This is a genomic window from Photobacterium sp. R1 (genome assembly GCF_054600795.1).
This window is the reverse complement of sequence record NZ_BAAHZP010000006.1, coordinates 304,096-317,046: the sequence shown is the minus strand read 5'-3', so window position 1 is coordinate 317,046 and position 12,951 is coordinate 304,096. Positions and strand designations below refer to the sequence as shown.

Annotated in this window: 14 protein-coding genes; 4 read left to right on the top strand and 10 right to left on the bottom strand. The window is 49.3% G+C overall.

Annotation, left to right across the window (positions count from 1 at the left end; translation table 11 throughout):
* Positions 1-141: 141 nt before the first annotated feature.
* Positions 142-621 carry a nuclear transport factor 2 family protein gene (locus ACYP03_RS12700; protein WP_459780169.1) on the bottom strand — a complete coding sequence of 160 codons (480 nt, stop codon included), beginning with the start codon at positions 619-621 and terminating at the stop codon, positions 142-144.
* Positions 622-763: 142 nt separating this feature from the next.
* Between ACYP03_RS12700 and ACYP03_RS12695 the strand changes: the two genes are divergently transcribed.
* Positions 764-1,162 carry a winged helix-turn-helix transcriptional regulator gene (locus ACYP03_RS12695; RefSeq protein ID WP_248140599.1) on the top strand — a complete coding sequence of 133 codons (399 nt, stop codon included), beginning with the start codon at positions 764-766 and terminating at the stop codon, positions 1,160-1,162.
* A gap of 223 nt (positions 1,163-1,385) precedes the next feature.
* Here the strand turns inward: ACYP03_RS12695 and ACYP03_RS12690 are convergent, their stop codons facing one another.
* The 4 genes from ACYP03_RS12690 to ACYP03_RS12675 form a co-directional block, all read right to left on the bottom strand.
* Positions 1,386-1,859, bottom strand: a complete 474-nt coding sequence (locus ACYP03_RS12690) for a hypothetical protein (RefSeq protein WP_459780166.1) — start codon at positions 1,857-1,859, stop codon at positions 1,386-1,388.
* Between the two features lie 342 nt (positions 1,860-2,201).
* Positions 2,202-2,615 (bottom strand): rhodanese-like domain-containing protein, encoded by a 414-nt coding sequence (locus tag ACYP03_RS12685; RefSeq protein ID WP_459780164.1) that lies wholly within the window; start codon positions 2,613-2,615, stop codon positions 2,202-2,204.
* Positions 2,616-3,012: 397 nt separating this feature from the next.
* On the bottom strand, positions 3,013-3,492 hold the full coding sequence (locus tag ACYP03_RS12680; RefSeq protein ID WP_248140602.1) for a YehS family protein: 480 nt from the start codon (positions 3,490-3,492) through the stop codon (positions 3,013-3,015).
* Between the two features lie 436 nt (positions 3,493-3,928).
* Positions 3,929-5,137, bottom strand: coding sequence for an MFS transporter (locus tag ACYP03_RS12675; RefSeq protein ID WP_459780162.1), 1,209 nt, complete (start codon positions 5,135-5,137; stop codon positions 3,929-3,931).
* 114 nt (positions 5,138-5,251) lie between these two features.
* Between ACYP03_RS12675 and ACYP03_RS12670 the strand changes: the two genes are divergently transcribed.
* On the top strand, positions 5,252-6,145 hold the full coding sequence (locus ACYP03_RS12670; RefSeq protein ID WP_248140604.1) for a LysR family transcriptional regulator: 894 nt from the start codon (positions 5,252-5,254) through the stop codon (positions 6,143-6,145).
* A gap of 281 nt (positions 6,146-6,426) precedes the next feature.
* On the top strand, positions 6,427-7,617 hold the full coding sequence (locus ACYP03_RS12665; protein WP_248140605.1) for an amino acid aminotransferase: 1,191 nt from the start codon (positions 6,427-6,429) through the stop codon (positions 7,615-7,617).
* Between the two features lie 123 nt (positions 7,618-7,740).
* Here ACYP03_RS12665 and ACYP03_RS12660 read toward each other — a convergent pair whose 3' ends face one another.
* Positions 7,741-8,046 (bottom strand): hypothetical protein, encoded by a 306-nt coding sequence (locus ACYP03_RS12660; RefSeq protein ID WP_036751706.1) that lies wholly within the window; start codon positions 8,044-8,046, stop codon positions 7,741-7,743.
* Positions 8,047-8,272: 226 nt separating this feature from the next.
* On the bottom strand, positions 8,273-8,668 hold the full coding sequence (locus ACYP03_RS12655) for a MarR family transcriptional regulator (protein WP_248140606.1): 396 nt from the start codon (positions 8,666-8,668) through the stop codon (positions 8,273-8,275).
* 352 nt (positions 8,669-9,020) lie between these two features.
* Here ACYP03_RS12655 and ACYP03_RS12650 point away from each other — a divergent pair, with 352 nt between their 5' ends.
* Positions 9,021-9,692 carry a DUF2982 domain-containing protein gene (locus ACYP03_RS12650; protein ID WP_248140607.1) on the top strand — a complete coding sequence of 224 codons (672 nt, stop codon included), beginning with the start codon at positions 9,021-9,023 and terminating at the stop codon, positions 9,690-9,692.
* A gap of 5 nt (positions 9,693-9,697) precedes the next feature.
* Here the strand turns inward: ACYP03_RS12650 and ACYP03_RS12645 are convergent, their stop codons facing one another.
* The 3 genes from ACYP03_RS12645 to ACYP03_RS12635 form a co-directional block, all read right to left on the bottom strand.
* The gene (locus ACYP03_RS12645) at positions 9,698-10,351 is read right to left on the bottom strand and encodes an MBL fold metallo-hydrolase (RefSeq protein ID WP_248140608.1); all 654 of its coding nucleotides are present in this window, start codon (positions 10,349-10,351) and stop codon (positions 9,698-9,700) included.
* Between the two features lie 90 nt (positions 10,352-10,441).
* The gene (locus tag ACYP03_RS12640; protein ID WP_248140609.1) at positions 10,442-10,993 is read right to left on the bottom strand and encodes a YcbK family protein; all 552 of its coding nucleotides are present in this window, start codon (positions 10,991-10,993) and stop codon (positions 10,442-10,444) included.
* A 160-nt stretch (positions 10,994-11,153) separates the two neighbouring features.
* On the bottom strand, positions 11,154-12,950 hold the full coding sequence (locus ACYP03_RS12635; RefSeq protein ID WP_459780159.1) for a L,D-transpeptidase family protein: 1,797 nt from the start codon (positions 12,948-12,950) through the stop codon (positions 11,154-11,156).
* Position 12,951: the final 1 nt, after the last annotated feature.

Below are 12,951 nucleotides of genomic sequence, written 5' to 3'. Positions count from 1 at the left end.
TTAAATTTTTCAAAAATACCAGGACAGACATCTAAAGAAACAATAACCTCCCCTGGTTCGTCTCATTAAAATCAGAGAAGTCTAATCAAATTTTTCTATCGGATGACTGCCCCGTCATTTTATGTGCTGGGCCATTCATATTTAAAACACGCCATTTCCATTTCGAACTTGGCCACCCGTCATCAGTGCATACAACCGCATAGAGAAACTAATCCCTTCTACCGCATCCCAGTGTTCAACCAATCGACCGTCAGAAACTCTCCACGTATCTATAATATTTAAGCCCTGAGTATCATCACCGCGATGTTTCGCTTTCAGCGTGGCATGCGAATGTAAAATCACGGAGTCACCATCCACATAAACATGCTTCACGTCATAGCTAAACTCTGGCGCATTTTTAACCAAGTTACTCACCGTTTTAACCACGCCCTCAATCCCATTCGCGATGTTCCGATTATGCTGCTCATAAGGCTGGCCTGCATATCGACGCGTCATTTCGTCAAAATTGTGGTCGTTCATCATTAGCTGTACAAATTCGATTGCAAGCGCTGCATTCCTTTTGTCTGTGCTGCTCCAGTGAGATTTTTCCAGCGCTTCCAGATTGATTTTTGGGGATGACATCGATTCACTCCTCAGCATTTCAAGAGACTTTCCAGTGTGACCAGGTGGCCGTTCATTTAACTTTCAAAATGCAAGTTAATCCATTTGCTTGCAATGTGCAAGTGTTTTAAACTGAGCACTTCAACTGAAAACGAGGTAAGACATGACACGACGTTCAAACTGCCCAATCTCGAATGTACTGGATATTGTCGGCGACAAATGGAGCTTACTGATACTTCGGGATCTCATCTTTTTTGGCAAACATTCGTATTCCGAGCTACAACATTCGGAAGAGCGCATGGCAACCAACATACTTTCCAGCCGCTTAGAGCGGCTCGAGAAAGACGGCTTGATCACCAAGCAAACTGATGTCAACGACAAACGAAAAAAACGTTATGCGCTGACACAGGCTGGTAAAGACATGTTACCTATCCTGTTAGAGATGATTATTTGGAGCAGCAAATACGATCCGAATACCAATGCACCCACTCAGGTCATAGAGAGAGCACAAAATGACCGTGAAAACCTGATCAATGACTTGCTGGCAAGAATAGAAAACTGACAAACGATATGATCTCGCACATCAGATTAGGCCAACATATCACTCGCGATCATCGGCATAGAAGCATCCCATAAAACACTATCATTTGTTATGTTTCTGAGTACATTTCTCAAATCAAGTTCGTACCTTGATTTACTAATACGGAAATGGGCAATGAGGGCAAACATAATGAATGACAAGGCTCACCAACCAGGTATTGCTACACTTGGTGAGCCTGTTTAATTTAATCAATTCCGATATATGCCACTTGGTTTGATAATTCAGTCGTATCACTCGTATTCACGGAAATATTCACTTTCCTCTCAGCTGCTTTTGCTGCGAGCGCAACAGATAAAAAACCATTAAATGCAGGATGACTTAAATCTGCATGAACATAGGATTTACCACCACAGCTCTGAATGAGTTTAATCACTAACTTGTTTTCAAAAAAATGCTTATCATCGCGCGAACCTTCCACGGTCACTTTATCCAATGTGATACCTTCACAATCAATGGTCTCTGCCATTGAAATACTCGAAAATAAAAGTGGCAAAACCAAAAAAAACTTCTTCATAAGAACTCCACGATTGATAAAAGTTAATACGTCTAACCCTATCGATTCATGCCATAGCGACTCGCAGCGAAATTCATCTGCTACAGCGCCTTCCGAACCAAGCAATACCGCTGAGATGATAAAGATGTATGTGCACCGTTTCATGAATTGATGCATTTCAAGTCGCATCTTTGCGGGTAAGCGCAAAGTTGCATTGAGGAGTCGATTAAAATGAGTGCGCAGGAACCAATCAAAGCGCCCCGTCACACAGGAGCGCTATGAATTTCATCAAGTTAGGAGGGGGTTCTCAGGATAAAACGTTCACAACGGCTGTTTGTTAACGATGTCGTTCCCGTTCAGCCTTCAGGTTCGCTATTGTATGCTTGCTGAAAACTTGAATACCTTCACACTATAAGAGAGCCGCCGTTACTCCCGAACCGTCCACTTTTACTCTGCTAAAAGTGCCATCGTAGATTGCTGAACGGCCACACGACGGACTTGTGATCGTTATTCTCCGAGTTCAAGAGGTAAACTGCGATCGGCCGCCAATATTGGCAGAAACAGCATGCGTAACTCTTCAGCCGGACGATAGCGCATCGTAAAGCACGACATGAGTGCCCTTCCCGATACCTGCCGGCCCATGTGGTCGGCGAACCATTCCGCGGTTGGCATCGTAAACGTGTAGGAAGACCGTTGGGGATCCGATATTTTCAGGAGATCAGCAAATGTTGCGCCTGGAATGTGGCTTCGCTTAAACTCACGCCTCCCGCTTCTGATACGCGGAAATGGCCAGAGTTTAACTTGCACCATAGCATCCACAATGCGCAGGCCAGGGTCGTCCAGATGTTTCTCCAGCCACTCTGGTTCGACAAGCGGGTGGAGAGTGCCTGTCTCGGGTAAATGCATATTGAACTGACTCATAGCAATCTCCCTGTGGTTCCGCACCAGTGTCTAATCGCCGCCTGACGCGCCAATAATACGCCGAGAGGAGTGCAGCGTATTATTGGTCGGATTTATTGAGATCTGTCAGGTCCTGAAATCAGCTTTTCAGGGTGCCTGTCCCAGTATTCCAAACAGACGATCTGTATGTAACGAAGCTTATTACAGCATATCGATTAAAAGGGGAAAGCCCCACACTACTTCCATCTGGGCTCAAGTGGGGTCGTATCCTCTTTCGTTGCGGCAGAACGGTAGACCTTATGTTAAAGCAAAATACATCAATACTCATGAAAGTAAAAAGTCATCGAGAGTCGATGACTTCACCGTCAAACAGCCAGATGAAGATATTCACTGTGACGGTCTATCTCATGGCATTTTGTTATGATTCTGATGCTTCCCCATTTGGGCGTAGCTGATGTTGCAGACCTAACAAAAAGTTTCGAAGAACTTGGTCTTTGCATTCTCTATAATGTTTGTTCTCAGATTTACGGAAAAATGCACTGAGTTCATGCTTGCTTAAATGAATGTCAACACGCTGCAGAATGTCGAGAATATCTTCAGCTTTCAAATTCAAAGCAATGCGCAACTTTTGGAATACGATATTATTACTCAATTGCGCTTCCGGCTTGGGTTGTTCACCTTCCCGCTTACCACGTTTAAAGTTGATAAAACCGTTTAAAAATATTGCCAGCTCAGTATCGCTAAGTTTGACAAATGATTCGTCGTCTTCATTCTTTAGCCAACCAGCAACTTGTTCGTCTGTCACATTGAGATCTGCTAAAGAGAAGATTTCAGTCATTACATTATCTTGTAAATCAAATGTATAACGTACAGAGCATAAAATATCATTATTGGTCAAAATAGTTCCTAATCTTAGGTAAATCCAGTGCTATCAACGTGATTACTGGAAGACTGGGATTTTACCAGACTTACTTCCTGCTCCCTACCAATTGTGTCATTTGGCCTGAGAATCATAACGAATGATATGACTCACCCCAGCCAGGCATTACCACACTTGGTGAGCCTTATTGATGGTTTAAAAATTCAGTCGTAAGGCTCGTGTTCACTGAAAGATTCACTTTTCTCTCAGCGGCAGTTTTCTCTCAGCGGCAGAAAGATACGTTCCATTTTGGGCCATCATGATAGCGAAATATGAGCAGCATTTCGGAAACCATCTTTGCGGGTAAGCGCAAAGTTGCATTGAGAAGTCGATCAAAATGAGTGTGCTGGAACCAATCAAAGCGCCCCGTCACACAGGAACGCTTTGAATTTCAACAAGTTGAACAGAGGAATTATCAGGACGAGGCATTGGCAACAGTCGTTTCCGACATCGGGGCCAGATTGCCCAGTTTCCAGCACAGGCCGTAAAGCAGCAGATAAAGCCCGCTTCCACCCGCCAGCACACCGTGCCATCCCCAGTGTTGCCAGCAGGTAATCAGATAAAACCCGCCGAGGCTGCCTCCGAGGTAATAATGCACCAGATAGAGTGCCGTCGCGGTGGCTTTGGCAGTTCTGGCTTTCTGACTTACCCAGGCATAGGCCAGAGAATGGGTGAAAAAGGCGCCGGAGCTGATCAGCAATAAACCGGCCAGCATGGCAGACAGTGAATCCAGCGCTGCAACCCACATACCCAGCACGCTGATGGTCGTGCCAAGTACCATGCCATTGAGCGGCTTATACCGAAGACTCCAGCGACCGCTCAGTTTTGCAGTCAGAGTGCCGCTCAGGTAACACAGAAAAATCATCGAAGCCCAGCTGACGGGTAAATTATACGGCGGAGACACCAGTCTGAATCCCATGACGGTATAAAGATTCACAAATAAAGCAAAATTGATCCCGCCGATCAGCATGGGTATCCATAACACAGGCTGCTGCACATGTCGGATCACATGCTTGGTGTGATGACGCAGTTGCCCGCGCTGTGGTGTGAAATACTGTTGCGGGGGTAACAGTCGCGCGACCACAACGGCACCAATCAGGCTCAGGACCGTCATGCCTGCAACAGCACCCTGCCAGCCCCAGGCATCAGAGGCGAAACCGCCGAACAGGCGACCGGCAATGCCACCTAAAGAGTTCGCACTGATATAACCGCCAACCGCCAGCGACAGCGCTTTCGGCGAGAACTCCTCGGCCATATAAGCCACTGCGACGGCAGCAAAACCCGCCAGTGAAGCCCCCATCAGTGCTCTCGCTAAGCTGAGCATCAACAGGCTGTTGGCAAACAGCATGATCCCACCCACGAAAGGGAGCAGAAACAGGCTCAGCAGCATCACGCGACGCCGGCCAATCATTTCAGAGCTGACAGCCCAGGGCACCAAAGTCAGGGCCAGAGCCAGTGTCCCCGCAGCCAGCAGCCAGTTCACCCGGGTCGCACTCGCCGAAAAAGCCTCGGTCATCACCGGTAACATGGGTTGAAACAGGTAAAGATTACAAAACACCAGAAATGAACCCAGTGCCAGCGCAAAACTGGCACGACGATACGCAGCGCTATGCGTTTCTATCATAAACAGCGACCACACAATAAAAAGATACGCAGACGGTAGCAATTTCCATATGATAGTGAAAATATATTAAAAATATTGTCTCCATATATTTTATTAATGGATAAAAGTGCAAGCATGGACGTCCGACAGTTAACCTACTTTATTACCATTGCTGAATGCGGCAGTTTCACCCGTGCCGCATCAAAACTCCATATCGCACAACCTGCCCTGAGCATCGCCATGAAAAAGCTTGAACAGCAGTTGGAGATGCCGCTGTTTCATCGCAGCGACCGGCAAATTGCCCTCACGCATGAGGGCGAGGTATTGATCCAGCATGCCCGGCTGATTTTGCAGCAGGTGGAAGATGCGCGGATTGCCATGGCAGAACTGAAAGGACTCCAGAAAGGAGAAGTCCGGCTGGGCGTTCCGAGTATGCTAGGCTCCTACTTTTTCCCGGAGATTCTGATGGGATTTAAATCCCGTTACCCTAACCTCAAACTGACGCTGGTTGAAGCAGGCACACAGTCCATCCGCAGTATGCTGCTCAGCGGCGAGCTGGATTTAGGGGTTATCCGCAGTGCCGACCTGCCCGACAGTCTGGAAGCTGAGCCCTTACTGACTTCAGAGATGGTCGCCGTCGTGAGCCCGAACCATGAATTTGCTCAGCTTCCCGCCGTGTCGTTTGAGCAGTTCTTCAGTCAGGAACTGGTGATGTTCAAGCAAGGCTACTTTCACCGTGACTATCTGGATTCGGTTTGCCAGAAACACAAACTGAAGCAAAAGATTGCATTTGAAACCAACCTGCTACCGATGATACTCAGCATTATCCGTCAGGAGTTTGCCGTTTCCGCGCTGCTCAAAATGGTGACCCGTCACGAACCGGGGCTGACCGCCATTCCTTTCCGTGAGCCGGTTCACCTGAATCTGGCGATTGCCTGGCGTAAAAATGGTTATCTGTCGCTGGCTGACAGAGCCTTCATGGAGTTCATCAAGGCACATCAGCGTCACCGCAAACCTCATTCCATCTGATTTCGCTTCGTACCGGGATATTTGAGCCCATTGCAAAGACGCAACGTGATCAAGATCACGTGATATTTTCCGATAGATGATGTTTGTGTTTCATTTTCTTTTACAATGGAAGCGAACCTGGAAACCTGATCGCACCGGAATGTCAAAAGCCATACCGGATTTCTGGTTGTCTGATCTCTTTGCTGACAACAGATTTTCGATCAGACTCACACGACCATCATGTGCTGGTGGTCTTTCCGGACATCTCCACCGTATCACTGACTAGCATGGATGATTCACGAATGTTTGAAAAAATCGTTGCCGCACCTGCCGACCCAATCCTGGGCCTGACTGAAGAATTCAAAAATGACCCTCGCGCTGAAAAAATTAACCTTGGCGTGGGCATCTACAAAGATGAATCCGGTAATACTCCGGTTCTGGCGACAGTGAAAAAAGCTGAAGCAATCCTGCTGGAAAAAGAGACTACCAAATCTTACCTGAGCATTCCGGGTACCGCTGAGTACGGCCTGGCTGTTCAGGAACTGCTGTTCGGCAAAAACGCATCAATTATTTCTGAAAAACGCGCGAAAACCGCGCAAGCACCAGGTGGTACAGGTGCACTGCGTGTCGCAGCTGAGTTTATCAAACGTCAGTTGGGCGATGTGACCGTGTGGATCAGTAACCCGACCTGGGCGAACCACTTTGGTGTTTTCGGCGCAGCTGGTCTGCAGACTGAACAGTACACTTACTACAGCGCCGAAACCAAGAGCATGGATTTCGACGCGATGCTGAGCTCGCTGGAAAATGCCAAAGCAGGCGATGTTGTTCTGCTGCACGGCTGCTGCCACAACCCAACCGGTATCGACCCGGATGCTGATCAGTGGCTGACCCTGGCAAAACTGTGCGCAGAGAAAAATCTGCTGCCGATGTTTGACTTTGCTTATCAGGGCTTCGCCAAAGGCGTTGAAGAAGATGCAGCCGGTCTGCGTATTTTTGCCGAGCATAATACTGAACTTCTGATTGCCAGCTCATTCTCCAAGAACTTCGGTCTGTACAACGAGCGTGTCGGTGCGTTCACTCTGGTTGCGAAATCTGCTGACGTTGCGGACACCGCGTTCAGCCAGGTGAAAAGCATTGCCCGAGTGATCTACTCAAACCCACCAGCGCACGGCGCTGCCGTTGTGACTGAAATTCTGAACGATACTGCCCTGCGAGCTGAATGGGAACAGGAAGTCGCAGACATGCGCGATCGTATTCAGGAAATGCGTACCCTGTTTGTACAAACGCTGAAAGATCTGGGCGTTGATGCTGACTTCAGCTTCATCGAGCGCCAGAACGGCATGTTCTCTTTCTCGGGTCTGAATAAAGATCAGGTTGCACGTCTGAAAGAAGAGTTCGGCATCTACATCGTTGGTTCCGGCCGTATCAGCGTCGCCGGAATGACAAAAGACAATATGATGCCGCTGTGCAAAGGCATTGCTGCGGTTCTGTAATTCATCCTGAATCAGGCTGAACATCAGAAGGGGCGCCATGTGCGCCCCTTCTTTATATTGGTCGATAGTTGGTTCCTGATTCTTCTGCAATGCCTGAAGTTATTCTGCGATGCCTGAAGGCTGTCAGCCCGATTTATCCAGAGGCAGCACATTACAGAACAGTTCCCGTTCGTACTGTTGTTCCAGCTGTTCACGCCAGGAACGTTTCGAAATATGAACGAGATAGAAATTTTCCCGTGACGTGTCTGTCACGAATGCCATGCCGTATGGCATCAGCTCATAATGAATATCGTGAACAAAACCCAGTGAAAAGCTCTGGCGGCCTGTCAGCTGGTTAATATCCTCACGTGTTAAGCACACACCCTGTTCATCCTCGGCAAAACGGCTTCTGAGCCATTCTGAAAACTCTCGAGCACTGATCATCGTCATATCACCTCGTCTGTGAGTGCCTGCATCCGTGAATAACCCGATCCTCATATAAGGTATAGCAGAGTCACATTACTTCGTCAGAACAAAACGAAATTACACAATAAAATCAGCCAACAACGGCAGAAATAATAAAGACGGGAGCACAGAAAAAGAAAGGATAAACAGTTGAAAGGAAGAGAGATGAAGATACCCGCTCCTGAAGCGTCTCAGGAACGGGACAGGACAATTATAGCGCTTTATATACGACTTTATTGCCAGCCAATTGAAGACGCTCAACGAGGTTTTCTTCAACCAGCTTTTTCAATGCACCTGTTGCCCAGGAAGCGGCTTTGCTGTCTTCCTGACCGGCTTCAAGGCCGATGCTTTTCGGGTTAATGCCTTCAGCATTCTTAGCCACGATATCCAGCACCTGTTGCTGTTTTGGTGTCAGAGAGACTGAGGTAGCGACTTGAGCCGCTGGTGCCGCTTGCTTCTCTTCAACCTGAGGCTTTGCCGCTGCCACTTTAGCTGGGGCTGCCTTTTTCACTGCTGCTTTGGTGACAGGTTTTTGAGCAACTGCAGTGGCTGCTTTAATGCGTTTTTGCAGTTTCAGCTGTACTTTACGTTTGTGAGAGATTCTCATTAACTTCCTACTCCGTTGTACTACTTTCAGTCGCCAGTTTGGATGTCCAGCGGGAAAAAAGTAGCGCGTGTTATACCAAGTATGTCAACGAAATGCCAGCAAACGGCTATTTTAAGCACGATAAAAGCCAGATTTAAGGGATTTTAAGCAACAAGATCTCATTTTTATCTTTTTTACGGACATGCCATTTATGGCATAAAAAGTACATTTCATGCACACTAACTCCCTGTAAATCAAAATGAAGCTGTCAAAGGTTTGACATCAGAAATGCACGTTACAGGTGCTGATGTATCTGCTGTAAATTTGCCATACTTACTCAAGTAAGCTTGTTGATTTTTTGCGCTGTCCCGGAGTGATTTTGAACACGGTCTATATTCTGCCCCGACATCCCAAACCCGGTGCTTACCTGATCTGGCTGAGCCTGCTGGCCATCCTGGGTCTGGGCGTGACCGTCTTTCTTTTTCCCGACATCAATGGCGCTGCAGTTGCCCTCCTCCTGTTCGGGCTGCTCTGCCTGCTGGGGATTGGCATCCGGCTGAACCGGCAGCCACCTGTAGGTTTCACGCTCACTTTCATGCATCTTCAGTATCACAGTCCGCAGGGGGGATGGATCACCAAATGGCAGGATGTGGCTGAGATTGGCCGTGCTTCTGTCGGCTACGAGGGCTGGTATCAGCCTTTACCCTGGATTGGCGTGCGGCTGAAGCATTACGATGACTTTCTGGACAGTATCTGTCCCCGCATCGCCAGCCAGATTCTGATGGAACAGCGCGGGCTGCTGATCATGGCTTACAAGCGTGCAGACAGTCCACCCCATGAAATTGAAGACATGCTGTTCGATGATAAACACTTTGTGGGCGAAAACGGGAAAGTAAACAAAGGGTTGCTTGCCATGCTGGCAAACCGGATGCGTTACAACCGTGAACTGATGGGGTTTGATTTCTTTATTTCGGAAGATTTACTCGACAGACCAGCCGATGATTTCATCGGGCTGGCCCGTCGTTTTCTGGCGCAGTCCAGATAGGCGAATCAGTACAGTGGCATTTGATCCGCGACATGCGGATTGCTGGCACGTTCTTCACCGAAGGTAGACATCGGGCCGTGTCCGGGAATAAAACGGGTTTCATTCCCCAATGGCCACAGTTTGTTTTTGATTGAGGCAATCAGTGTTCTGTGGTCACCGCGGGGAAAATCTGTCCGGCCGATGCTGCCGTTAAATAACACATCACCGACAGCCGCGAGCTGTGCTTCCGTGCTGTGCAGAACCACGTGACCCGGCGTATGACCCGGCGTGTGGTACACGTCCAGTTTCTGTTGGCCGAAAGCAATACTGTCCCCTTCCGCCAGCCAGCGATCCGGCTGAAATTGCGTCACCGGCGGGAAACCGAACATCTGACATTGCTGCAGGAGGGCATCAAGCCAGAATGCATCGTCCTGATGAGGTCCCCAGACCGGCACATCCAGCTGACGCGCCAGCGGCTCAGTCCCGCCGACATGGTCCAGATGACCATGGGTCAGTACGATTTTCACAACCCGGATCCCTAATGCATCAATCCGTGCAGTGATACGCTCGATATCGCCGCCGGGATCGACGACAACACCTTCCATCGTCTGATCACACCACAGAATGGAGCAATTCTGCTGGAAAGGGGTCACTGGCACGATTTCAAACTGCAGACTCATAAACTTGTCCTAACTGTTCCAAAACGGCGTCAGCATAACACACTTCATCCGATCCCGGATGCCACACAATGCAAGCGATTTCAGTCTGATTTACCAGCGACGGACCGGACCGGTATCAATATGGACAAAACCACTGCGGGGATAATAGCCCACCCCACCCAGTTTCAGATCCAGGGCAACACTGCGCACACGGGACAGTGAAACCCCTTCAAGGTTAAAATCGATCGCCTGGCCGGTCATGTGGTAGCTTTTCTTCGCTACACCTTTGGTCGTGTTTCGTAGCATCTGGTTGGTTTTGGCAGAGCGGTAGCCAGAGATAATCCGAACCTGGCCATTGTGTCCCAGTTCTTCCCGAATCTGAGAAAGTGCATCGAACAGACGTCGATCCATCGGAGCGATTTCATTCTGACGGTAATCACGGCAGATATGATTCAGGCGTTTCAGTTCACGGTCGAGGTAGAACTTCCCGTCAAAGTAGCGGGTTTCCACTTCTTCCTTGGTGTGAATGTTGCAAAGATACAGCTCTCGGGGGCTCTTGGCCCGGTATGGGCTTGCCACAGCAATCTGAGGCAACGCCAGGGCGCCTAAGGTCAGCCCGCTCGCGATCAGGAACTGACGACGCTTATTATCTACTTCTGACATCCTGAAAAAACTCAACTGGAAAACACAAACAAAAAACAGGCGCGCAAGCCCGTAAACGACAGCAAGATAGCCGTGTGTTTTCTTTGAGTCAACGCACAGATGTCAAAAAAACAGACATTGAAAAGACGTAATTTTGACTACCTATTGACGAATAAGGAATTTAGTTTTTGTAAACGGATGCAAGTTTTTCTGAGTCTGGTGAATTTTTGCTCTGGTCATCATAACGGTAAACATCATCCCGGTAGTTCACCAGCCCCTGCTCATCCACCCAGGCCGTCTGATAGATAAGGTGAACTTCAATCCGGGGTTTCACACCAATCGTTCTGGTCGATTGTCTGCCCGCAAGCTGCGCAAACCGTTCTTCCGAGACACCGGCATAGGTCAGCAGCATTTTGGCAAGTTCGTCGGCGCCCTGGACACGGATGCAACCTGAGCTGAATGCCCGGACATCTTTATTGAACAGGTTTTTAGACGGCGTATCGTGCAGATAGATCGACTTGTTATTGGGGATATTGAACTTGAAACGTCCCAGCGCATTGTGCGCACCGGGTTGCTGGCGCAAGCGGTACGGGAAGTTTTTGGCGGAGACATAACGCCAGTTAATGCTGCTGATTGGAATCTTCTCGTTACTGTTCCAGCCACGCAGCACATCATAGTGATGACGGTACAGATAACCCTCGTCGTAACGGACTTTGGGGAGTATGTCCTTCCTCAGAATGGAATTGGGTACATTCCAGTACGGATTAAAGACCACGGAAGCGATGCGTGAACTCATCACAGGAGTCGGCCGTTTGGGCTGACCGACAATCACTCTGGCATCAAAGACCTGCTGATTATCCAGCCGCAGTTTCAGCGCAAATCCCGGAATATTCACCACCAACTGGGACGGAAAATCGGACATCCACGCTCTGCTGCGTTGTGCATTAATTGCCAGCAGACGAATACGCTGTTGAGGTGTCACAACCAGCCAGGCACTTGTCTGAGGGCCGATGGCACCGTCCGCTTTCAGACCGTGGCGCAGTTGAAAGTGTTTCACCGCCTGCACCAGATCCACGTTGTAATGCTTCTTGCCTGATGCCCTGAGCTGTTCGGCCTGATACGGGGTCAAATCTCCCAGACGCTCCAGAATCGTAATCAGAGCATCGGGGTTCCGGAGCCGGGCACCCAGCCGGATAATCCGCCGCTCACTGTAAACGGGCCAGGGCTGCTCAGCCAGACTTTCCATCCGGCGTATAGCCTGCATCAGCTGGTGATATTGTTTACCGGCGGGTTTCAGAGACAGCACGAAAGCATTCAGCTGATCACGCTCGAGGATGCTCATCAGCGTGGTCATGGTCTGTTCAGACGGAGCAGGAATTTGGGGTGGGACCGTTTCACCAAACAGCCAGTGCGTGCGGCTGTCACGTACGTTTTCGATGAAACTCAGATAAGCCAGCAAAGTGTCTGTTGCCAGCAAATCGTATTGCCGCCAGTCGTTTGTCTGTTTGAGGTGCCTGAGCTGACGCAGCCGGTGCTCAAAATCCGGACTGACCTGAGCCAGCGTGAGAAACCAGAGCTGCTTTTCAAACTCGGTGACCGTAAAGCTGTCCTGCCAGAGCGGGACATAACCCAGACCATGGTAGACCTGCGCCAGTTGCTCCCGGTACCGCAACCCGGGTAGCTGGCCGGAGACTTCGTTCACCCAGGCAAGCGACTTCTGGCGGACTTTCGCCAGTTCTGCGGCCTGAGCCTCAGCCTGAATCTGTTCCGGAGTGAGTGCCGGTTCTGCCTCAGCCGGCACGGCTGGAGGAATGGCAGGATCTGCAGACACTGCCTGCTCAGCAACGGAGGCTACCGTTGCCACAACCAAACCATCAGCAGGCTCACCCGGATCTGTCTGCTGACTTTCCCGGGACTGCATAGGGAGTGAAATGCTGCCCACGAGCAGAAGAAGCCCAAAACGACCTAGCCTCGTCATG

Coding starts and splice junctions, on each gene's coding strand:
- ACYP03_RS12685 (WP_459780164.1), bottom strand. CDS start 2,615: ATGAGTCAGTTCAATATGCATTTACCCGAGACAGGCACTCTCCACCCG.
- ACYP03_RS12695 (WP_248140599.1), top strand. CDS start 764: ATGACACGACGTTCAAACTGCCCAATCTCGAATGTACTGGATATTGTC.
- ACYP03_RS12660 (WP_036751706.1), bottom strand. CDS start 8,046: ATGACGATGATCAGTGCTCGAGAGTTTTCAGAATGGCTCAGAAGCCGT.
- ACYP03_RS12640 (WP_248140609.1), bottom strand. CDS start 10,993: ATGTCAGAAGTAGATAATAAGCGTCGTCAGTTCCTGATCGCGAGCGGG.
- ACYP03_RS12645 (WP_248140608.1), bottom strand. CDS start 10,351: ATGAGTCTGCAGTTTGAAATCGTGCCAGTGACCCCTTTCCAGCAGAAT.
- ACYP03_RS12670 (WP_248140604.1), top strand. CDS start 5,252: ATGGACGTCCGACAGTTAACCTACTTTATTACCATTGCTGAATGCGGC.
- ACYP03_RS12665 (WP_248140605.1), top strand. CDS start 6,427: ATGTTTGAAAAAATCGTTGCCGCACCTGCCGACCCAATCCTGGGCCTG.
- ACYP03_RS12655 (WP_248140606.1), bottom strand. CDS start 8,668: ATGAGAATCTCTCACAAACGTAAAGTACAGCTGAAACTGCAAAAACGC.
- ACYP03_RS12635 (WP_459780159.1), bottom strand. CDS start 12,950: ATGACGAGGCTAGGTCGTTTTGGGCTTCTTCTGCTCGTGGGCAGCATT.
- ACYP03_RS12675 (WP_459780162.1), bottom strand. CDS start 5,137: ATGATAGAAACGCATAGCGCTGCGTATCGTCGTGCCAGTTTTGCGCTG.
- ACYP03_RS12690 (WP_459780166.1), bottom strand. CDS start 1,859: ATGAAACGGTGCACATACATCTTTATCATCTCAGCGGTATTGCTTGGT.
- ACYP03_RS12700 (WP_459780169.1), bottom strand. CDS start 621: ATGTCATCCCCAAAAATCAATCTGGAAGCGCTGGAAAAATCTCACTGG.